The organism is Alphaproteobacteria bacterium US3C007, from assembly GCA_034423775.1.
Lineage (GTDB): Bacteria > Pseudomonadota > Alphaproteobacteria > Rhodobacterales > Rhodobacteraceae > Thalassovivens > Thalassovivens spotae.
The window spans coordinates 1,115,253-1,135,154 of sequence record CP139918.1 but is presented as its reverse complement, the minus strand read 5'-3'; the positions used below and the strand labels follow the sequence as shown (position 1 = coordinate 1,135,154).

At 54.0% G+C, this 19,902-nt stretch carries 21 protein-coding genes; 15 read left to right on the top strand and 6 right to left on the bottom strand.

Going from position 1 to position 19,902, the window contains the following annotated elements:
• Positions 1–19 precede the first annotated feature (19 nt).
• The 8 genes from puhA (at position 20) to UM181_05505 (ending at position 5,849) form a co-directional block, all read left to right on the top strand.
• Positions 20–787 (top strand): photosynthetic reaction center subunit H, encoded by a 768-nt coding sequence (puhA, locus tag UM181_05540; protein ID WQC64062.1) that lies wholly within the window; start codon positions 20–22, stop codon positions 785–787.
• A 20-nt stretch (positions 788–807) separates the two neighbouring features.
• Positions 808–1,443: a photosynthetic complex putative assembly protein PuhB gene (gene puhB, locus UM181_05535; protein WQC64061.1), complete on the top strand. Its 636-nt coding sequence runs from the start codon at positions 808–810 to the stop codon at positions 1,441–1,443.
• A gap of 17 nt (positions 1,444–1,460) precedes the next feature.
• Positions 1,461–1,937 carry a photosynthetic complex assembly protein PuhC gene (gene puhC, locus UM181_05530; GenBank protein ID WQC64060.1) on the top strand — a complete coding sequence of 159 codons (477 nt, stop codon included), beginning with the start codon at positions 1,461–1,463 and terminating at the stop codon, positions 1,935–1,937.
• A 2-nt stretch (positions 1,938–1,939) separates the two neighbouring features.
• A complete protein-coding gene (locus tag UM181_05525; protein WQC64059.1) occupies positions 1,940–2,236 on the top strand; it encodes a hypothetical protein in 297 nt (98 codons plus the stop codon).
• Positions 2,233–3,339, top strand: a complete 1,107-nt coding sequence (gene acsF / locus UM181_05520; protein ID WQC64058.1) for a magnesium-protoporphyrin IX monomethyl ester (oxidative) cyclase — start codon at positions 2,233–2,235, stop codon at positions 3,337–3,339. The genes UM181_05525 and acsF overlap by 4 nt, the downstream gene beginning before the upstream one ends.
• Entirely contained in the window at positions 3,336–4,151 is an 816-nt protein-coding gene (gene puhE / locus UM181_05515; protein WQC64057.1) for a putative photosynthetic complex assembly protein PuhE, read from the top strand. The genes acsF and puhE overlap by 4 nt, the downstream gene beginning before the upstream one ends.
• On the top strand, positions 4,141–5,355 hold the full coding sequence (gene hemA, locus UM181_05510; protein WQC64056.1) for a 5-aminolevulinate synthase: 1,215 nt from the start codon (positions 4,141–4,143) through the stop codon (positions 5,353–5,355). The genes puhE and hemA overlap by 11 nt, the downstream gene beginning before the upstream one ends.
• A gap of 68 nt (positions 5,356–5,423) precedes the next feature.
• Positions 5,424–5,849 carry a c-type cytochrome gene (locus UM181_05505; protein ID WQC64055.1) on the top strand — a complete coding sequence of 142 codons (426 nt, stop codon included), beginning with the start codon at positions 5,424–5,426 and terminating at the stop codon, positions 5,847–5,849.
• 27 nt (positions 5,850–5,876) lie between these two features.
• On the opposite strand, the gene bchO is transcribed toward UM181_05505, so the two are convergent.
• Genes bchO through UM181_05485 form a run of 4 tightly spaced genes read right to left on the bottom strand, consistent with a single transcriptional unit; the run spans position 5,877 to position 10,067 of the window.
• Positions 5,877–6,764, bottom strand: coding sequence for an alpha/beta fold hydrolase BchO (bchO, locus tag UM181_05500; protein WQC64054.1), 888 nt, complete (start codon positions 6,762–6,764; stop codon positions 5,877–5,879).
• The gene (locus UM181_05495; GenBank protein WQC64053.1) at positions 6,761–8,431 is read right to left on the bottom strand and encodes a magnesium chelatase subunit D; all 1,671 of its coding nucleotides are present in this window, start codon (positions 8,429–8,431) and stop codon (positions 6,761–6,763) included. The genes bchO and UM181_05495 overlap by 4 nt, the downstream gene beginning before the upstream one ends.
• Positions 8,428–9,432, bottom strand: coding sequence for a magnesium chelatase ATPase subunit I (gene bchI / locus UM181_05490; GenBank protein ID WQC64052.1), 1,005 nt, complete (start codon positions 9,430–9,432; stop codon positions 8,428–8,430). The genes UM181_05495 and bchI overlap by 4 nt, the downstream gene beginning before the upstream one ends.
• The gene (locus tag UM181_05485; protein WQC64051.1) at positions 9,429–10,067 is read right to left on the bottom strand and encodes a spheroidene monooxygenase; all 639 of its coding nucleotides are present in this window, start codon (positions 10,065–10,067) and stop codon (positions 9,429–9,431) included. The genes bchI and UM181_05485 overlap by 4 nt, the downstream gene beginning before the upstream one ends.
• A gap of 165 nt (positions 10,068–10,232) precedes the next feature.
• Here UM181_05485 and UM181_05480 point away from each other — a divergent pair, with 165 nt between their 5' ends.
• Genes UM181_05480 through UM181_05470 form a run of 3 tightly spaced genes read left to right on the top strand, consistent with a single transcriptional unit; the run spans position 10,233 to position 13,317 of the window.
• On the top strand, positions 10,233–11,792 hold the full coding sequence (locus UM181_05480; GenBank protein WQC64707.1) for a phytoene desaturase: 1,560 nt from the start codon (positions 10,233–10,235) through the stop codon (positions 11,790–11,792).
• Positions 11,785–12,807, top strand: coding sequence for a phytoene/squalene synthase family protein (locus UM181_05475; GenBank protein WQC64050.1), 1,023 nt, complete (start codon positions 11,785–11,787; stop codon positions 12,805–12,807). Before UM181_05480 ends, UM181_05475 begins: the two co-directional genes overlap by 8 nt.
• A 24-nt stretch (positions 12,808–12,831) precedes the next feature.
• Entirely contained in the window at positions 12,832–13,317 is a 486-nt protein-coding gene (locus UM181_05470; GenBank protein ID WQC64049.1) for a TspO/MBR family protein, read from the top strand.
• On the opposite strand, the gene UM181_05465 is transcribed toward UM181_05470, so the two are convergent.
• Entirely contained in the window at positions 13,298–14,023 is a 726-nt protein-coding gene (locus tag UM181_05465; GenBank protein ID WQC64048.1) for a carotenoid 1,2-hydratase, read from the bottom strand. The genes UM181_05470 and UM181_05465 overlap by 20 nt on opposite strands.
• Before the next feature lie 101 nt (positions 14,024–14,124).
• A complete protein-coding gene (gene crtI / locus UM181_05460; protein WQC64047.1) occupies positions 14,125–15,717 on the bottom strand; it encodes a phytoene desaturase family protein in 1,593 nt (530 codons plus the stop codon).
• Positions 15,718–15,809: 92 nt separating this feature from the next.
• On the opposite strand from crtI, the gene UM181_05455 reads away from it, so the two are divergent.
• The 4 genes from UM181_05455 (at position 15,810) to UM181_05440 (ending at position 19,899) form a co-directional block, all read left to right on the top strand.
• Entirely contained in the window at positions 15,810–16,679 is an 870-nt protein-coding gene (locus tag UM181_05455; GenBank protein WQC64046.1) for a polyprenyl synthetase family protein, read from the top strand.
• Positions 16,680–16,682: 3 nt separating this feature from the next.
• On the top strand, positions 16,683–17,822 hold the full coding sequence (locus UM181_05450; GenBank protein ID WQC64045.1) for a methyltransferase: 1,140 nt from the start codon (positions 16,683–16,685) through the stop codon (positions 17,820–17,822).
• A gap of 125 nt (positions 17,823–17,947) precedes the next feature.
• Complete coding sequence (gene bchC / locus UM181_05445; GenBank protein WQC64706.1) at positions 17,948–18,889, top strand: chlorophyll synthesis pathway protein BchC; 942 nt, start codon at positions 17,948–17,950, stop codon at positions 18,887–18,889.
• Complete coding sequence (locus tag UM181_05440) at positions 18,886–19,899, top strand: chlorophyllide a reductase iron protein subunit X (protein WQC64044.1); 1,014 nt, start codon at positions 18,886–18,888, stop codon at positions 19,897–19,899. Before bchC ends, UM181_05440 begins: the two co-directional genes overlap by 4 nt.
• Positions 19,900–19,902 lie beyond the last annotated feature (3 nt).

Here is a 19,902-nt window from a genome sequence, read left to right as displayed (position 1 = left end):
CCACTGAAAGGAACCTGAAATGACCGGTACATTCTTTGCAGAATTTGATCTGGCCAGCTTGGCAATATGGCTCTTCTGGGCGTTTTTCGCTTTGTTGATCTTTTATATCCAGCGCGAGAATATGCGCGAAGGCTATCCAATGGAAAACGATGATGGCACAGAAGCGGCCAATCAAGGGCCTTTTCCTTTGCCTGAGCCAAAAACGTTTAAATTGCCGCATGGCCGCGGTGAGGTGAGCTTGCCCGATGGTGCGCGCGAAGCGCGCGACGTGGCGTTGCGCCAAACCAATGTGGCCAATGGCTATCCGCTAGAGCCCACGGGCGATCCAATGGTGGATGGGGTTGGCCCTGCTGCTTGGGCGCCGCGCCGCGATGTGCCCGAATTAGATGGCAAAGGCCATCCTAAAATCGTGCCAATGGCGGGCACCGAGCATTTTCACGTGTCCGCAGGGCGCGATCCGCGTGGTTTGCCCGTGATGGCGGGCGATGAAGCGATTGTGGGTAAAATCACCGATATGTGGATTGATGAACCCGAACAATTGGTGCGTTATCTGGAGGTTGAGTTGGATCCAGAACATGGCGAAGGCACGCGGTTGCTGCCGATGACCATGGCACGCATTCATTCTGACCGCGTGGCGGTAAGATCAATCTTTGGCACTCATTTCAACGGCGTGCCGCGCAATGCCTCTGGGCGCCAAGTCACCATGTTGGAAGAAGAAAAAATCTCGGCCTATTACGCCGGGGGTTTGCTTTACGCCAGCAAAGAGCGGCAGGAACCGCTGCTGTAAACCCGAAAAAGGAACGCCTTATGCCCCATGATGATTTTGCAGTAGAGCCGATTAAAGGTTTGCCGGAAATGCCTCCGGAGGGTGAAGTTATCCTGTGGCAGGGGCGGCCCAATTGGTGGGCCCTCAGCAAAGAATCTTTAAACCTTTATTGGGTTTTGGGGTATTTTGTTTTGTTGGCGGCTTGGCGGTTTCTCAGCCTGTCCGATCTGATGCCGCTGGGGCGGGCCTTTGCGGCTTCGGTGCCCTTTTTATTCCTAGGGGCTTTGGTGGCAGGTCTGCTTATGCTGACCGCTTTTATTCAAGCAAAAGCCACGGTTTACACGGTCACAAACCGACGGGTGGCGATGCGGATCGGCGCGGCATTAACCGTGACGCTGAATTTGCCATATACGCAAATCGCCAATGCCACGCTTGCGCAGCGCAAAGATGGTGCTGGCAGCATTGCTTTGGAATTAATGGCCGAGTCAAAGCTGTCTTATCTGGTGTGTTGGCCGCATGTGCGCGCTTGGTATATCGCCAAACCCCAACCCTGTTTGCGGTGTATTTCCAATCCTCAGGAGGTGGCAGATATTTTGGCCAAAGCTGCAAAATCGCGCGTCAGCTCGGTGCAATCGCAGGATCGTTCGCTGGCCTCAAACGCGCTGCCGGCTGAATAGAGGGGATCGGAAACATCATGGCACAAGTTGATCAACCTGCATTGAAATATGACACCGCTGTCGTTCCTCGGATGATGGTACGGGCGATGTTTGCTTTGGTTGCCGTGATCTTGCTGCTTGTCAGCTTGGCGCGCCTGACGGATCAACCGCTCAGCGCGATCCCGCCGGAAAGTGAGGCGGTGCTTAGCCGCACGGTTTTTCTATCCGGGCAATTAAGCGGCGCCGCCAAGGTGATGGATGCCAATGGCAATCTGATCGCCGATCTTTCGGCCGATGAAGGCGGGTTTATCGCCGGCGTTGCCCGTGTTTTGGACCGTGAGCGCGCGAAATATAAGAAACCGCTGGATGGGGCGGTCATTGTGACTCTTGGGGCCAATGGAAGACTGTCAATCACTGACCCCAGCACCGGCTGGAGCGCTGATCTTATGGGATTTGGCGCTGATAATGCCAAGGCTTTCGCCAAGCTCTTGGCCCAAAATCCGAAAGGGAACTAAAGATGGGATTGTTTAGAAGAGAAATCGAGCGGGCGCCCTGCACCGTCGAGATCAGCCATAAATTTGAAAGCCTGCATGCGCATGTGCGTTTCAACAACGGGGCGGTTGTGGAACCTGGAGATGAAGTGCAGGTTCAAGGCCCCGAAATCATGGCGCCATTTGGCGAGATCGTGCGCGAGGATCGCGAAGCCATTATTTTGCGTGCCAGCGCCGTCGAGCGGCTATGGACGCGCCTTTTCGGAGATCTGGAAGTGATGGAGCTGTGCGAGTTTTCTTTTTCTGAGGAGGTGAAGCTATGAATATGCATTCCGCTGACGCCACCACGGCAGAAGAAGCGCTGGCCGTTCAAGAAAAACTGGATAGCGAAATGGCCACGGCCGTTGCCATGCAAGATACGCTGCTGACGCCGCGGTTTTATACGACTGATTTTAACGAAATGGATGCCATAGACGTATCGCCCGTACGCGGTGATTGGGACAAACTGATCGACCAGATGGTCAGCGATCCCAATAAGGGGCATTTCAAAAAGAATGAAGATTGGGAGGATGTCGATTGGGAAGGTATGGAGCCGGAACTGAAAAAAGAATTTATCGATTTTCTGATTTCTTCATGCACTTCTGAGTTTTCGGGCTGCGTTCTGTACAAGGAAATGAAGCGCCGGGGCAGCAATAAAGATATCACGCAATTGTTTCAGCTGATGGCGCGCGATGAGGCCCGCCATGCCGGCTTTATCAATGATGCGTTGCGCGAGGCGGGCGTGGCGGTGAATTTGGGATTTTTAACGCAGAAAAAGAAATACACCTATTTTCGCCCGAAATTCATCTATTATGCTACGTACCTGTCGGAGAAGATTGGCTATGCGCGGTATATTACCATTTATCGGCATCTAGAAGAACATCCAGAGCTGCGCTTTCACCCGATTTTCAAATGGTTCCGAGAATGGTGCAATGATGAGTTTTCGCATGGTGAGGCGTTTGCGCTGCTGATGAAAACCGACCCTAAATTAACCAGTGGTATCAACGTCTATTGGATCAAGTTCTTCCTCACGGCGGTCTATGCCACGATGTATGTGCGCGACCATCAGCGCCCGGCCTTTCATGCCGCGCTTGGGGTGGATGTGGATTGGTATGGCCAAGAGGTGTTTCGCAAAACATCTGAATTGAGCAAACAGATTTTCCCCATCACGCTGGATATTGATCACCCGCGTTGGATGGCCAATTTAAAGCGGTTGCGCGCCGCCAATGTGACCTTGGCCGACGCCGCAGATCAAAAGGGCCTTGGCGGTATGATCACCCGCACAGGCGCGCGGTTGCAAGCCGCACTGGCTTTTGTATCGCTTTACACCATTCCCACCAAATCGCATGCGGTGCCAGTTTCAACGCGCCTTGAGCCGGCATATTGATTGGCCCGGTTGGCATAGCTGCGCTGGTTGCGCTGTTTAGCTGGTGGTTTTTCACTGGCGCGATCCTGTTGATTGTGCGGGGGGCGGATCAGCGCGGCCCAAATGCGCATCGGATCGCCACGCTGCTGGCTTTGCCAACCCTGCTCTTGGGTGCATTTGGGTTTTGGATGACGCTTGAGGGCAGCAGCCCAGCGCAGATTTATCTTGGGTTTTTGTCAGCTTTGGCGATATGGGGCTGGATCGAGCTGGCTTTTTTGACTGGTGTGATCGCAGGGCCTAATCGCAATGATGCCCCAAAAGAGATTCCCGAATGGGAGCGGTTTATCCGGGCCTGGGGCACCATTGCCTATCATGAAATGTTGCTTTTGGCAGCCTTGCTGACGGTGTTGTATTTTGGCTGGGGGGCTGAAAACACCATCGGTTTATGGACCTTTGTGATTTTGTATTTTGCGCGAATTTCGGCGAAATTGAATTTGTTCTTTGGGGTTCCCAGAATCAATATTGAGTTTTTGCCAAAGCCGCTTGGGCATTTGCCCAGCCATTTTAAGATTGCCCAGTTGAACTGGGTATTTCCAATCTCAATTACCGCGCTTAGCTTCGCCACTGCCTGCTGGTTGGAGCGGCTGTATGCGACGGGCGATTTAACCGCTCAGATTGGATTTTCGCTTTTGGCCAGCCTGTCGGCTTTGGCCCTTCTTGAACATTGGTTGATGGTCTTGCCACTGCCCGATGCAAAACTTTGGCGCTGGATGCTTCCGGCGCCCAATAACAAAACGCCTGATTTAAGACCGGAGGATGCCCATGGACTTTAACGCCCTGTTTAACGCGCAATTGCAAACATTAAAGGATGAGGGCAATTATCGCATTTTTGCGGAACTTGAGCGCCAGCGCGGTCAGTTTCCACGCGCTATAAGCCATGATTCTGATGCGCCTGACGAAGTTACGGTTTGGTGCTCGAATGATTATTTGGGCATGGGCCAAAACCCTCTGGTGGTAGAGGCGATGAAAAGCGCAATTGACAATAGCGGCTGCGGTGCGGGCGGTACGCGCAATATTTCTGGAACCAACCACGAGCATCTTTTACTTGAGCGCGAATTGGCGGATTTACATGGTAAGGAAAATGCGCTGCTCTTTACATCGGGCTATGTGTCAAACTGGGCGGCTCTCAGCACCTTGGGCGGGCGTTTGCCGGATGCAGTGATCCTATCGGATGAGCTTAATCACGCCAGCATGATCGAGGGCATTCGCCATTCGCGGGCCAAAAAAATGATCTGGAAGCATAATGATCCGGAAGATCTGGATCGTAAACTGGCAAGCTTGCCGGCCAATGCGCCGAAGATTGTTGCCTTTGAATCGGTTTATTCCATGGATGGTGATATCTGCCCCATGCGCGAAATCGTTGAAGTGGCCGAAAAGCATGGCGCGATGACCTATTTGGACGAGGTGCATGCGGTCGGGCTTTATGGCCCACGCGGTGGCGGTGTTTCCGAACAGGAAGGGTTGGCCGATAGGATTACCTTGATTGAAGGCACTTTGGGTAAGGCTTATGGTGTAATGGGTGGCTATGTAACCGGCTCTGCGGCGCTGTGTGATTTTATCCGTTCATTTGCCAGCGGGTTTATTTTTACCACGGCGATTCCTCCGGCGGTGGCTGCGGCCGCGCGCACCAGTATTGCGCATCTGAAGCGATCACAAAGCGAGCGCGATCAGCAGCGGCACCAAGTGGCAAAGCTGCGCGCTGGCCTGGATGCGGCCGGTATTCCGCATTTGGAAAACCCCAGCCATATCATTCCGGTGATGATCAAAGATCCGGTGAAATGCCGGCAATTGGCGGATATTCTGATGCAGGATTTTGGAATTTACGTGCAGCCGATCAATTACCCAACGGTGCCCAAGGGCACTGAGCGGTTGCGCTTCACGCCATCGCCGTTGCATTCAGACGCTGATATTGAGCATTTGGTGCATGCGCTAACGGTGCTTTGGAAACGTTGTGCAATCTCACATGCCGTTGCCTAAACAGCTGTCGTGCATTGACAATTTCTAATCCGTGCTACTTGTCTATACGACGAAAAGAGGAGGCATAAATGACCGGAGTTTTCAAGGCGATAACAATCGCATCATTGGCACTTGCCGCGCCCGCTTTTGCAGGCGGGGATGCGGATAAGGGCGCAAAAGTTTTTAAGAAATGCAAATCCTGCCATATGATTCAAGATGACGCGGGAAATAACATCGTCAAGGGCGGGAAAACGGGCCCGAACCTCTATGGCGTGTCTGGCCGTGTAGCAGGAAGCCTGGATGGGTTTCGCTACGGCAAGTCGCTTAAATCTGTAGCCGAGTCAGGCTTGGCTTGGAGCGAGGAAGAATTTGTATCTTACGTGGCCGATCCGAAAAAATGGCTGCAAAAAACGCTGGATGACAAAAAAGCGAAATCAAAAATGTCATTCAAATTGAAAAAAGAAAAAGACGCGGCCAATGTTTGGGCCTATCTGGTTTCTGTGGGGCCGTCTTAAGCAAGACGCCTGAATATTTTGATATTATTACGCGCTGGTCTGTGAAAGAGCAGCGCGTTTTTGTTTGAAGAAAGCGCTTAAAAGTCCTGCAACCTTTTGTGGATCCTCTTCATGCGCCAAATGTCCTAGACCGTTCAGCTCATGATATGCGGTGTTGCGCATCCGCTCGGCGGTTGCTTTTACATCGGCGCAGGGAACCGTGCGGTCACGCGTGCTGGCGATCAATAGGCAGGGCGTGTCAACGGTGTTGAGCTGTGCTAAAAGCCGATCTAAATTCCATTGTGACATCATTAAAATAGTGCCCTTCACATGCGTCTTATCGCTAAAAAGCTTTTGATATAGGTTGATTTGATCTTCCGCCAAATCAGACCCGGTGCCTGATAAAATCTGTCGCACACGCGATTTGCTTTTTGCCAACCCTGCCAGATAGCGCGGCGTAAGCGGGTTTAAGGCCATCATTTTAGCCATCATTGGAAACATCACCCCGGCCAATCCAGGAAATTTGCTCAAGGCGGGGTTCAGGCCCACGACGCCTTTGAGGGGAAGAGATTTTGACATTTCGAGCGCCAAAGCCGCGCCCGCGGAATGTCCAACGATAAAATCCGGCTGAAACTGTAGGGTTTGGCACAGGGTCAGCAGGTCCTGCGCCATATAGGTGAGGCTGCTGCGCTGGCCTGTGCTTATTTTGGTCAGGCCATGGCCGGGTAAATCAACCAATGTTGCTGCGATATCATGTTGCAAAAGCGGCATTAACGGCGCCCAACTATGGGTCGAGGCACCGGTGCCATGCAAAAACAGCACCTTTGGCCCATTGCCTCCAAGCCTTTGGATATGCCAGTGATGCGGCCCTGCGCGCAGTTGCTCTGAGGCCTGGGCGAAAGGCCAGTTTGCTCTATTGCGCGCGCCCTCGATCAATTGTCCAAAACCCGATGCACAGTCTGGCTTAGGCCATGGGCATCTGCGCGGGGCATCGGATAATACTCGGCGCGTAAGGTCTGCGCCAAATCTGCAAGGGCTGCGTTCGGGCTACGCGCGACATCCATCACCACTGATTTGATTCCCAAACCAGAGATCCACCCGGCCATTAAGGCGGCATCTTCCGCTGCTTTCTGGCGGTTTGCAGAACCGTCCAAACTGATATTTGCCCGTCCATCGGTGAGCAGAGCCAAGACGGGTGTTTTGCCTTGGCTGAGCGCTTTTTGCGCCAAAACACCGGCGGCTTGCAAGCCGCCTGCCAATGGCGTTCCCCCCCCGCCGGGCAGCGCTGATAAACGGCGTTTGGTTTGCACAAGCGAGCGAGTCGGGGGCAACATCAAATCCCCTGAGGCGCCGCGAAAAGCGATTAAGGCAACGTAATCGCGCCGCGCATAGGCTTCTGCCAGCAGCAGCTCAACGGCGCCTTTGGCCTCTGCCAAGCGCGCCATCGCCGCAGAGCCAGAGGCATCTACGATAAAAATAACCAATCGCTCTGCACGCTGTTCATAGCGCTTAAGGTGAATATCGTTTGGGAATATCGTAATTCTCGATTGCTGCGGTTTGCGCGCTGCGCGCAGCTTTTGCCAAGGGGCTGCGCTGCGCAAAGTCGCGATCACATCTACGCGGCTTTGTCCGTCTAAACGCCCTGGCCGTGAGGGTGCGGGGCGCCCTCTGGCTTTTGATTTACGGCTCTGCCCAGCGCCGGTGCCAGCGGCGCTGCGCTGTGCCCCTGCGGAGGCAAGCCTGCCCAGAAAATCTGGAGGAAGTAGGGCTTTGACAGCCTCGATTAACAGCTCTTGGGGCAGTTCGGACAGGTCGGTATGCTGGGCGCTCTCGGCCTCGTCTTGAGAGTCGTCTTGCTCAGGCTCTGGGGCCTGTTCGGGCGGGGCCTCTGGCGTTTCCGGCACCAGTGTTGCGCGGCTGGGATAGATCAAAGCGACAGCGATTTCTATATCTTCCGCGCTGAGCGCGCTGCGCCCTGCAAGCGCCGCATGGGTGCGCGCGCATGTCAAAGCAAACTGCGCAGCGCGGGCCGAGTGAATTCCAAACCGTGCCGCTAAATCGACCAAAGTGGCAATATCTTCGGGGCGGGCGCTGACTACGGCCAACGGCTCCTTTGGCGCGGGCTCAAACTTTACCACCTCAAGATCAGCCAGCGAGACATCTTCCAGATCCACCCAAAATCCCACCCGGTCTTTCAGCGCCTGGGGGGCGGTTTCCTCATCTGTACCCTCGTCGAAGACGATCAGCGGAGCGATGCGACCGTCATCCAAGGCTTGCCCAAGTTTTGCCGCTAACGCGCCATCGCAGCGCTCTGCCATGTAGAGCTGCGCCCAAGCTGAACGCGCCAGAAGCCCCTGTGCATAAACCAATTTTTGTTGCTGTAGCGTTTGTACAAGATCCAAGCCGCCGAATAATTGCTCATCGCTCATAATGGGATAGATTTTGTATAATGCAGGGGCTGTATTTTGGATAATCTCTATTAGCCGGTCGCGTATGGGCCCGCTGCGGGCGCGAATGACAAGGCCTTTCAAGCCGGTTGGGTTGGCGCTCAGCAGCCGCAATGCCAAAAGGGTTTTCACCCAGCTATCTAACCCTTGGGTCACCCCAAAACATCCTCGACAACGCGTGCAACGCGCGCGCTCGAACCGGCTTCATCCAACGGATCACGGCGTAAGCGGTGGCTTAGGGCCAAAGGCGCCACGGCTTTTAAATGCGCGCGCTGGATGCTGGTTTGCCCCTCATAAGCTGCCAGAGCGCGGCTGGCGCGCAGCAAGGTTAATTCTCCGCGCAGGCCATCGGCGCCAAGCGCCAAACATAATTCGGCGCAATCGCGCAGCACAGCTTTGGTTTTTTTGATTTTTGCCAAAGCGGCCCGCGCGTCGGTAATCGCTGCGCGCACGTTCAGCTCTTCGGGTTTCCATTTGCTAAGAAAGCGTTTTGGATTTTGATCAAACGCGTCTCTGCGCTCGATTACGGCAATGCGTTCATCGATGGTTTTTGGCGAAGTCACTTCGACTGACAAGCCAAAGCGATCAAGCAGTTGTGGCCGTAATTCGCCCTCTTCTGGATTGCCCGACCCCACCAGAACGAACCGCGCCGGATGCCGGATTGAAAGCCCTTCCCGCTCAACTAGATTCTCGCCCGACTGTGCGACATCAAGCAACAAATCGACGATGTGGTCTTCCAACAGATTGACCTCATCTATATATAAATACCCGCGGTTGGCTTGCGCCAAAAGCCCGGGTTGAAAAGCTTTTTCGCCCTGCGTTAGGGCGCGTTCGATATCTAGCGCGCCGGTAACCCGATCTTCTGAAACGCCAAGCGGCAGATCGATCACGGGGGTTGCGCGTTGATGCGGTTCAAAGCGGGTTAATTCCGCCCATTCTGGCACATCTTTTTTGGTTTCTGCGTTGATCGGGCAGCCCTTAATGGCGGTGATTTGCGGCAAAAGAGCTGCTAGTGCGCGCACGGCTGTGGATTTTCCGGTGCCACGATCCCCAAAGACCAGAACGCCGCCGATTTTGGGATCGACCGCGGTGAGAATCATTGCCAGTTTCATATTGTCCTGCCCGACAATCGCGGCAAATGGGAAGGCGTCAGTCATTGCGTGTCTTTCATTTTAAGGGGGTCTTGGCCCATCCAGCAGCCTTGGCTGTCCAGAACTGCAAAACGGGCATAAAGCTCTTCTTTGAACCACAGCCCTTTGCGCACTGCAGAGATCGCTTTGGCATGTGGGCCATCATGGCGCGCAAATTCCGCCATGCTTTGCGTTGAGGGCCAAATTGAAAAAGTAATTTGATGTAAAAACGGCACTTCACCAATGCCAATTTTGAACAAGACATCATTATTTTGGCCGATGACATTGCTGATATCGGGCACCCGATCCCAAAATTGCAGTGCAACGCGGGGTTTGATCGTGGCGCGCGTCAAGGCCGCTATAGGCCCATCTTGGCCGGTATGATCTGCGGAAAATGGTGTCTCGCCCGACCACGCGCCGCGCGCAGATGAGGGGCCCAGATAAACCGTCCAGCTTTCGCTAGAGCGTTTGCGATAGCGGTGAAAAATGCTGGCCCGCGCAATATTGGCTTGCGCCGTTTGCAAATCGGGCCAAACGCATAGAATCGCATAAACCGCAGTATTGGGTTTCGGGGTAAACCCTTCGCCCGTGCCCGATCCGCAAAGCTTCCAAAAACTGGCATCGCTCAAGCGCCGCATCGATAGCCGCGCAAGCCCCATCATCACGAACGCCCAGAGGCGCGCAGGCGTTGATTGGAATCTGAAGAAGCTGAGCGTAACGGCTTGAATGTTCTTCCCTTTCTGCGGCTAAGTCAGAATGCTTATTCGGATATAAAATCATATCAAGCTTTAGTTGTAAATCAAACTAGACAGTTGTACTGTATGAAAATGATGACAACTGTCGACCCTAAGCTTCTGGTTGCGGCCGAGCAAAGCACCGCCCCGCGCGCCGTTGTCATCGGCGCTGGGCTGGGCGGGTTAAGCGCAGCTATGCGTTTGGGGGCCAAAGGCTATCGGGTAACCGTTTTAGACAGGCTGGACCGGCTGGGCGGGCGCGGATCTTCGATCACGCAAAATGGCCATCGCTTTGATCTGGGGCCCACCATCGTGACCGTTCCTAACGTGTTTCGTGATCTTTGGGCTGATTGCGGGCGGGTCTTTGAGGATGAGGTCGATCTGCGCCCTGTAGACCCCTATTATGAGATACGCTGGCCCGATGGCAGCAGGTTCCAAGTGCGTCAAGATGAAGCCAAAATGCTGGCTGAAGTTACGCGGTTATTTCCCAATGATGTGAAGGGCTATCAAAAATTTTTGAAAGACAGCGAAGCCCGCTATCACTTTGGCTTTGAGGGGATGGGCCGCAAGCCGATGAACCGGCTGTGGGATTTGATCAAGGAATTGCCAGGGTTTGCCGCCCTTCGGGCCGATCAATCCGTCTATGCCCATGCTGCCAAGCGGGTCCGGGATCCAAAATTGCGCATGGCCTTATCCTTCCACCCGTTGTTTATCGGCGGTGATCCGGTGAATGTGACTTCGATGTATATTCTTGTGTCATATTTGGAAAAAGCTTTCGGGGTTCACTACGCGATGGGTGGGGTGCAAGCGATCGCTGATGCGATGGGGCACGTGATTGAAGATCAGGGTGGGTGTATTCGGCTGGGTGAAGAGATTGAAGAGATCCTTTGCAAGCAGAAGGTTGTGCGGGGCGTGCGCACCAAATCTGGCGATGTAATCACGGCTGATATTGTGGTGTCAAATGCGGATCCGGGCCATACTTATGATCACTTGTTGCGCGGCATAGAAAAGCGCCGCTGGACGCCTGAAAGGCTGCGCCGCGCGCGCTGGTCGATGGGGCTGTTTGTTTGGTATTTCGGCACCAAGGGCACAGCGGGTAAATGGGCTGATGTGGGGCATCATACAATATTAAATGGCCCTCGGTATCGCGGTTTGCTGAAGGATATTTTTCAAAAGCGGTATTTGGCCGATGACATGTCGATCTATTTGCACCGCCCCTCGGTCACGGATCCCAGCGTTGCGCCGCTCGGTGATGATACGTTCTACGCTTTATCGCCCGTGCCTAATCTGGTGGGCTCGGAGTCGGTGGATTGGCAACAGGCCTGCGCGTCATACCGGCAGAAAGTGGAAGATGTGTTGCATAACCAGCTATTGCCAGGCTTTGCCGACCATCTCTCAGCTTCTGAAATTTTTACCCCCGAAACGTTTCAAAGCCGCTATCTAAGCCCGCATGGTGCTGGGTTTTCGCTAGAGCCGCGGATTTTTCAATCGGCTTGGTTTCGCCCGCATAATATCAGCGAAGAAATCCACGGATTATTTTTGGTGGGGGCCGGCACGCATCCGGGTGCGGGGCTTCCCAGCGTGGTCACCTCATCAGAAGTGCTAAATCATTTGGTTCCAGAGGCGCAGTATTGGAAGGCTTATCATGATTGATCCCAAAGATCTTGCATATTGTGAAGAGGCGATTCGGCATGGCTCGTTATCCTTTCACGCAGCGTCTAAAGTTTTGCCCAAAAAGGTCCGCGACCCGGCTTTGGCGCTTTATGCGTTTTGCCGCCTTGCTGATGATGAGGTGGATTTGCAGGCCGATAAAGCACCGGCGGTTTTGGCCTTGGAAGAGCGGATGGATGCCGCCTATGCGGGGCGGCCCCGAAACACGCCAATGGACCGTGCCTTTGCCCAAATGGTAGAAGATTTTAACATGCCGCGCGCCCTGCCTGAGGCCCTGCTGGAAGGGTTGGCTTGGGATGCAATGGATAAGCGCTATCACAGTCTGTCGGATGTGATTTCTTATTCGGCCCGCGTGGCGTCAGCGGTTGGCGCAATGATGTGCGTTTTGATGAAAATACGCGAACCAAACGCGTTGGCGCGCGCGTGTGATCTGGGGGTTGCCATGCAGCTGACCAATATCGCCCGTGACGTGGGCGAAGATGCGTTAGAGCGGCGGATTTATCTACCGCTGGATTGGATGCAAGAGGCCGGCCTTGAGGTTGACGCGTTTTTCGACAATCCGCGCCCCACCAAAGCGGTGCGGCAAATGGTGCGGCGCCTTTTGATGGAAAGCAATCGGCTTTATTATCGTTCGGAGGCGGGCATCAGCAAATTACCCTTGGGATCACGCACAGGTATCTATGCCGCACGCTATATTTACGCAGGAATTGGCAGTGAAGTTCAGGCGCTGGGCTATGAAACAATCACGCAGCGCGCGCATACGAATAAGCTGCAGAAACTGGGGTGGTTGGCGCGTTCAATCTTAAGCACTGGGGTCAGCATTGCGATGCCGCAATCGGCGGTGCTTTACGCCAAACCCCTACCAGAAGTGCAATTTTTGGTCGATGCTGCCGCAGAGCAGGCGTCTGGCAAGCGCGATTGGAGCGATAAAATCATTCTGGCAATGCAGCAATTGCGCGAGGGCGATATCGCCAAAAACAGCAGCTTGATCCGTTAAACCCTTTACACGAGAGACCCAGAGATGGATTGGATGATGTTTCTAATATTTTTGGTTGCGTGTTTTGCGGCTGGCGCAACCGGGGGCTTGTTTCCCCCCGGTGCCTGGTACCAACAATTGAAAAAACCCAGCTGGACGCCCCCCAATTGGTTGTTCCCAGTGGCATGGACGAGCTTGTATTTATGCATGTCTGTGGCCGGCGCACGCGTTGCGGGCTTGCCGGAAAACGGATTTGCCATGGCATTTTGGAGCTTGCAGATTGCCTTGAATGCGCTGTGGACGCCCGTGTTCTTTGGTCTTAGGAATTTACGCTTGGGTTTGCTCGTGCTGATCGGCCTTTGGCTTTCGGTGGCGGCTTGTTTGATATCACTTTGGCAGGTTGATACGCTCTCTGGGCTGCTGTTCCTTCCCTATTTGGCTTGGGTAAGCGTGGCCGGAGCGTTGAATGCGAGCGTTTTAAACCTGAATCCGGAGCAACGCCCGATCAGTCTTAATCAAATTTCCAATTAGCACGGCGGGGAACCCGCACGGCCAACATAGGTTTGATCAGCGGACTTCGGAACCGAACCAAATCCAAAGCCTCATGCACGCCAACCGTTTCCATGCCGTTGATCTTGGTTTTTACCGCTGAGCGGCTGTAAAATGGAGCATCCAGCATATTTTTGACTTGTTTGGGCTGGTATCCCGCATCCGCGCGGGTTTCGCGGGCAACCGCCCAAAGGCTGCGGGGTAGGCGCGCTTTGGGGGGCATCGGCGTGTCGACCAGCGCACCCTCGCGGTTAAACGTGACCGCTTGCTCTAACACGCTGCCATCTAAGCGGGTGGCATCGTAAAAGCAGGTGCTGCCTTGCTGCGTTGGAAATCGGCCCCACGTCCAATATGAAAAATCTTCTTCTAAGGCGCGCGTGCCGAAATTGGCATCGAAATATCCATGGCCATCCCATTGCCACCCCTCTCCGTTCAGGTCGACTTTAATATGCGAAGTGGGCGCAAATGGCCGCCATATATGCGCGCCATCGCTGGTAAGCGCCAATTCTTGATCGGTGATTGCGCTGGGCGTGAGCGTGATGCGTCCGCGCACGCGTGAAATAATCGGTGGGCCGCTGATTTCATCAATCTCGATGATCAATTTGCCATCTTCCCAGCGCAGGCTTGAAGGTCCCACTTCGAAACGATCTTCGCTTTGCCGCAAAGCGCTGCGCCCCCGGTCGGTCATCGTGAAGCGCCCGCCTGGTCCATAGGTCGCGACATTGATGCAGACGTTGTTTTCAGGGTCTTTACGACCCGACCAGCGATACCAAGGCGAAAAAACCGAGCCTATGAATCCGATGACTGAAACCGCGCGCTGCGCAGTTCGATCGACTCCGTCGATATACCACCATGCATATCCATTTGGGGGGACGATGAGGTTGAAGTTAGGTCTTTGATGATCGCCTCGGCCGCGTGCCGCGCGGAGAGGGTTGCCATCGGCACCCCCGCCCCCGGATGGGCTCCGCCCCCGGCCAGATACAGACCTTGAATCTGCGTTCGCGTTGTTGGCCGCCGGAAGGCTGCCGTCAGACCATGTGGGCTCTGCCCGTAAAGCGAGCCGTCCGAGGCTGGGAACATGCTGGCGAAATCCGCTGGTGTCGTCAGCGCCTCTTCCTTTGGAAGCGGCGAGAAGGTCAGACCGAACCTGCCCAGCGTGTCGAAAGTGCGTGTCCGACATGTTTCAAACTCCTTCTCCAGCGTTTGCGCCCCGTAAACAGGGGCCGCGTTTAGGATAATCTCAAAGCGCTCTGTTTTGGGATAGGGGGCGTTTTGGCCGCGATCTTGGGCGCAGATATAGATCGTTGGATCAACGGGCATTTGACCTTCGGCAAGATCGTCAAATTCGGATTTTGAACTCTGCCCAAAGAATACGTTGTGATGAATCAAATCAGGGCCGGTTAATTCCGCCGCAAAGCTCCAGACGCGGGCCGAAAAGCTGCGCTTGTCTTTAAGCGTTTGTGGGGCGATTTTCTGGCAGTCTGGGCCCATCGCGCCCGTGGCCAATGCGCGGGGATCTCCATTGAACACAACCGCATCTGCGCTGATATTTTCGCCGTTTTCCAGCGTCACGCCAATCACTTTTTCATCCTTTGTCAAAATCCGGCTGACATGACTGTTATAATGAAAAATGGCGCCGCGGTTTTCGCTTAGCTCTACCAGTTTCTTGGCCAATTTATGCATGCCGCCCTTAACCGCCCACACGCCATTTGCTTCGGCCTGCCAAATCAAAGATAGTAAGCTGGGGGCGGCATAAGGCGATCCGCCAACATAGGTGGCATAGCGGCCAAATAATTGCGCCAAGCGCGGATCGCTGAATTGCTTCTCAAGCATTTTTGATAGGCTGTGCCAAGGGGCCATATCGCTTATCAAAGATGGTTTTTTCACCACCGATTTTATAATTTCGGCTTGGTTGGGCTGTGCCGCGCGCATCATCGGGGCGTCAAAAGCCGTAAAGAGCCGTTGCGTACGCTTAAAAAATTCTTGAAATTCGCCAAAAGCTTTCAGCCCTGCAAATTCATAGATGGCCTCTTGAGAGGCTTCATAATCATCAAATAAATCGAGTGAACTGCCATCTGGCCACCAATGTCGCGCCAGAATTTTTTGCCGAACCAATGTCAGATGATCTTCGATTTGCTCTCCGACAGAGCGAAACAGATCTTCGAAGACTGGCCGCATGGTCAAAACAGTTGGGCCAGCATCTATCGGCCCTGCCACGCTTGACAAACCGCGCATTTTACCACCTGGGCCCGTATGGCGTTCAAGTACAGTGACTGAAAATCCCTGATGCGCCAAACGCAGCGAAGCCGCCAGCCCGGCAATGCCGGCACCAATTACGATCACCTCGCCTTTGGTCCGTTTTGAAATCACTGACAGGTTCATAAAGCAATTGTTGACTCTGAATGCCAAACTGTCCAGTATCATTTACACCAATATGTCAACTAAATGAGACAGTATGGCAAAAAGGAACCATAATGGGCCCTAAAACGCGTATAGAAGCGGCACTGACGGCGGCCGTGAAGCTTAGTCAGGCAAGCTCTGCTCCGCATAAGCTCGCGCATGCGCTTGATTTTGCGTTATTTCCAGGGGGCGCTCGAATCAGGCCAACGATCTTACTTTCGGTGGCTCTGGCCTGCGGAGATGATCGCCCCGATATAAGCGATGCCGCGGCTGCCGGGCTTGAATTGATCCATTGTGCAAGTTTGATTCACGATGATCTGCCCTGTTTTGATGATGCGGATTTGCGCCGTGGAAAGCCTACGGTTCATAAACAGTTTTCAGAGCCTTTAGCGGTGTTAGCTGGCGATAGTTTGATCGTGCTGGCCTTTGAAATTTTGGCCCGGCAAAAACACAACGATCCGTTGAGGGCGATCAATTTGGTGGAAATTTTGGCCAAGCAAACGGGCATGCCCAATGGCATTTGTGCGGGGCAAGGCTGGGAAAGCGAAAGCCGGGTTGATCTGGCCGCTTATCACCGAAGCAAAACCGGTGCATTATTTGTTGCAGCCACGCAAATGGGCGCAGTGGCGGCGGGCCAAGATGCCGAACCTTGGTATGAGCTGGGCGCGCGGATTGGCGAAGCCTTCCAGGTTGCGGATGATTTGCGCGATGTGCTTTGCGACACCGAGGCATTGGGCAAGCCCGCTGGCCAAGATGATCTGCATGGCCGCCCAAACGCGGTTGCAGAGTTTGGTGTTGAGGGCGCCTCAAAACGCTTGAAAGATATATTGGGCGGGGCAATTTCGTCGATACCCTCTTGTCCGGGTGAGGCGCAATTGGCGCAGATGGTCAGCCTGCAGGCTGAGCGCTTGATCCCTGCGTCACGGTCAACTTTTTCGGTGTAACGGATGACAGTGGCCGATCCGATTTTGGCAAAACCAAGCGGTAGAATTGTATTTGCGGGCTTGCCCAATAAAATCTTTGCAAGCCCGAGGTTTCAAAGATTTATCAGTAAGGTACCGATTCTTCGGCGGGTTGCTCGCCAAGAAGGAGAGGCCCTTTTTGATTTGGTCATGGGGTTTGTTCAGTCGCAGGCGCTTTATGCATTGGTGAAGTTGAAAACCTTAGAGCATTTGCTCGATGGCCCGTTGTCGCTGGAAGCGCTGGCGGATCGAGCTTGCGTGCCTATCGCGCGTATGGAAATTTTATTGCAAGCAGGCGTTGCGCTGAAGCTGCTGCGTCGCCACCGGCGCGGGCGCTATGGTTTGGCGCGGCGCGGCGCGGCGCTTTTGGGGGTGCCGGGCTTGGCGCAGATGATCTTGCACCATGATCATTTTTATCAAGATATGGCGGATCCCGTCGCGCTGTTACGCGATCAGGTTGATACAAAGCTGGCGCAATTCTGGCCCTATGTGTTCGGCGCAACCGGCGCTGCTCCGCAATCTGTAACGGATGAATATTCGCGTTTGATGGAGCAGTCGCAGGCGTTGGTGGCGGCGGATACGTTGAAAATGGTGCCGTTGAAGGGCGCAGAAACGCTGCTTGATATCGGGGGCGGTACGGGGGCGTTCTTGGCCCATGTGGCGCGCCAATATCCAGCGCTTAACTTGAATATTTTTGATCTTGCACAAGTTGGACCGGCGGCACAAAACCGGTTGGCGGAGCAAGGGTTAAGCGATCGAATTTCGTTTCATGGGGGCTCTTTTCGTAGTGATCCTTTGCCTTTAGAGGCAGATGTAATCAGTTTAATTCGGGTTCTGTACGATCATTCCGATGAGACTGTGCAGGCACTTTTGAAAAAAACGTATGAGGCTTTACCGGTTGGCGGGCAGTTGATCATTTCAGAGCCGATGGCCGGTGGCGCGGCCCCGACACGCCCGGGTGATGTGTATTTTGCCTTTTACACCATGGCTATGAATACCGGCAAAGCGCGCTCGGTCGCGCAAATATCAGCGCTTTGTCAGGAAGCAGGGTTTGTGGATATCAAAGCGCCAAAAGCCCCGCGCCCGTTTATCACCTCTGCAGTAACGGCACGCAAGTCGCGGTGATTTGTGAATAACTGTCTATTTTAGTTGACACAAAACAATGTAAGTTTAAAATGACAGAAAGGCATATTCTATGGGATATGATTTCTGCTCACGATGCTGACTCGAAACAAAAGGACTTACACGGTTTGGAAACCTCTGCGGTAATCATGCATGGCCCTCGCTCAATCGGGCTCGACTCGCTGGCGCTTAAAGCGCCTGTTGCGGGCGATGTGGTCGTAGAAATATCGCATTCTGGCATTTCCACCGGCACTGAGAAATTATTTTGGTCGGGTGAGATGCCGCCTTTTCCCGGCATGGGGTATCCGTTGGTTCCCGGCTATGAGGCAATGGGTGAAATCGTTGACGCCACCCCCGAATCAGGGTTAAAAATCGGTGATTATGCCTTTGTTCCAGGGGCCAATTGCTATCAAGAAGCGTTTGGGCTTTTTGGAGGGTCGGCGCGGCGCGTCGTTACTTCGGCAGATCGACTCACCAAGATTGATCCCGGGTTTGGGCCTCAAGGCGCCCTATTGGCCCTTGCGGCCACAGCGCGCCACGCGATGGCGGGTTTGGATAAAAAAGTTCCAGATTTGATCGTTGGCCACGGCGTTTTGGGTCGTTTATTGGCCCGCCTCACGCTCGCAGCTGGCGCCCCCGCCCCGACGGTTTGGGAAATAGATCCGTTACGTCAATCTGGCGCCGAGGGTTATCAGGTGCTGGCCCCGGAAGACGATTCGCGTCGCGATTATCAGGCGATTTATGATGCATCAGGCAATGGCGGCTTGTTGAATGAATTGGTCAGCCGGATCGCAAAGGGCGGCGAGATTGTTTTGGCTGGATTTTACACCGATCCGCTGAGCTTCGCCTTTCCGCCGGCCTTTATGAAAGAGGCCCGGCTTCGGATTGCAGCGGAATGGGCCAAAGAAGATATGTTGGCCGCCCGGGCTTTGGTGGAGGGTGGTGCGCTGTCTTTGGGTGGTCTTATCACCCATGCCGCAGGCGCCGAGCGCGCCGATAAAGCCTATCCAACGGCCTTTAATGATCCAGGCTGTTTAAAAATGATATTAGATTGGAAGGATATCGCGTGAAAGACGACGTACCAAATCTGAAGGATTTCGACCGCCGCTTGCGTGAAGAGGCGCATGAGGATCTGGCTGATCTGCAAGCTGCTGAAGAGCAAGGCGAACCCACATCAAAAACCCAGATCATCGCGATCTATGGCAAAGGTGGCATCGGCAAATCTTTCACCCTAGCCAATCTCAGCCATATGATGGCCGAGCAGGGCAAACGTGTTTTGCTGATTGGCTGTGATCCCAAATCAGACACAACCAGCCTGCTTTTCGGGGGCAAAGCCTGCCCGACGATTATTGAAACATCGACCAAAAAGAAATTGGCCGGGGAAGAAGTTCAGATTGGGGATGTCTGTTTCAAGCGTGGCGGGGTGTTCGCGATGGAGTTGGGCGGCCCAGAAGTTGGCCGCGGTTGCGGTGGACGCGGGATTATCCATGGCTTCGAGCTTCTGGAAAAGCTGGGCTTTCATGATTGGGATTTCGATTATGTTCTGCTTGATTTTCTGGGCGATGTGGTCTGCGGTGGCTTTGGTCTGCCAATCGCGCGGGATATGGCGCAAAAAGTTATTCTGGTTGGATCCAACGATCTACAATCGCTTTATGTGGCCAATAATGTCTGCTCGGCGGTGGAATATTTCCGTAAGCTAGGCGGTAATGTTGGCGTGGCCGGTTTGGTAATCAACAAGGATGATGGCACCGGTGAAGCCGCTGCCTTTGCCAAATCAGTCGATATTCCGGTCCTTGCGGCGATTCCTCAAGATGATGATTTGCGCAAGAAATCTGCCAATTACCAAATCGTTGGAACGGCGCAAAGCCCGTGGGGCGCCTTGTTTGCTGAATTGGCAGATGCCGTCTCGATCGCGCCGCCGGTACGCCCTGCCCCGTTGGATCAAGATGGGCTTTTGAACTTGTTCGACAGCAAGGATACGGGCGGCGATTACGTTCTGGTGCCCGCCACAGATATCGATATGCGCGGTAAAAATGCCGAGCCTAAAGAATCGCTTGAAGTTGTCTATGATGAGGCGTGATGG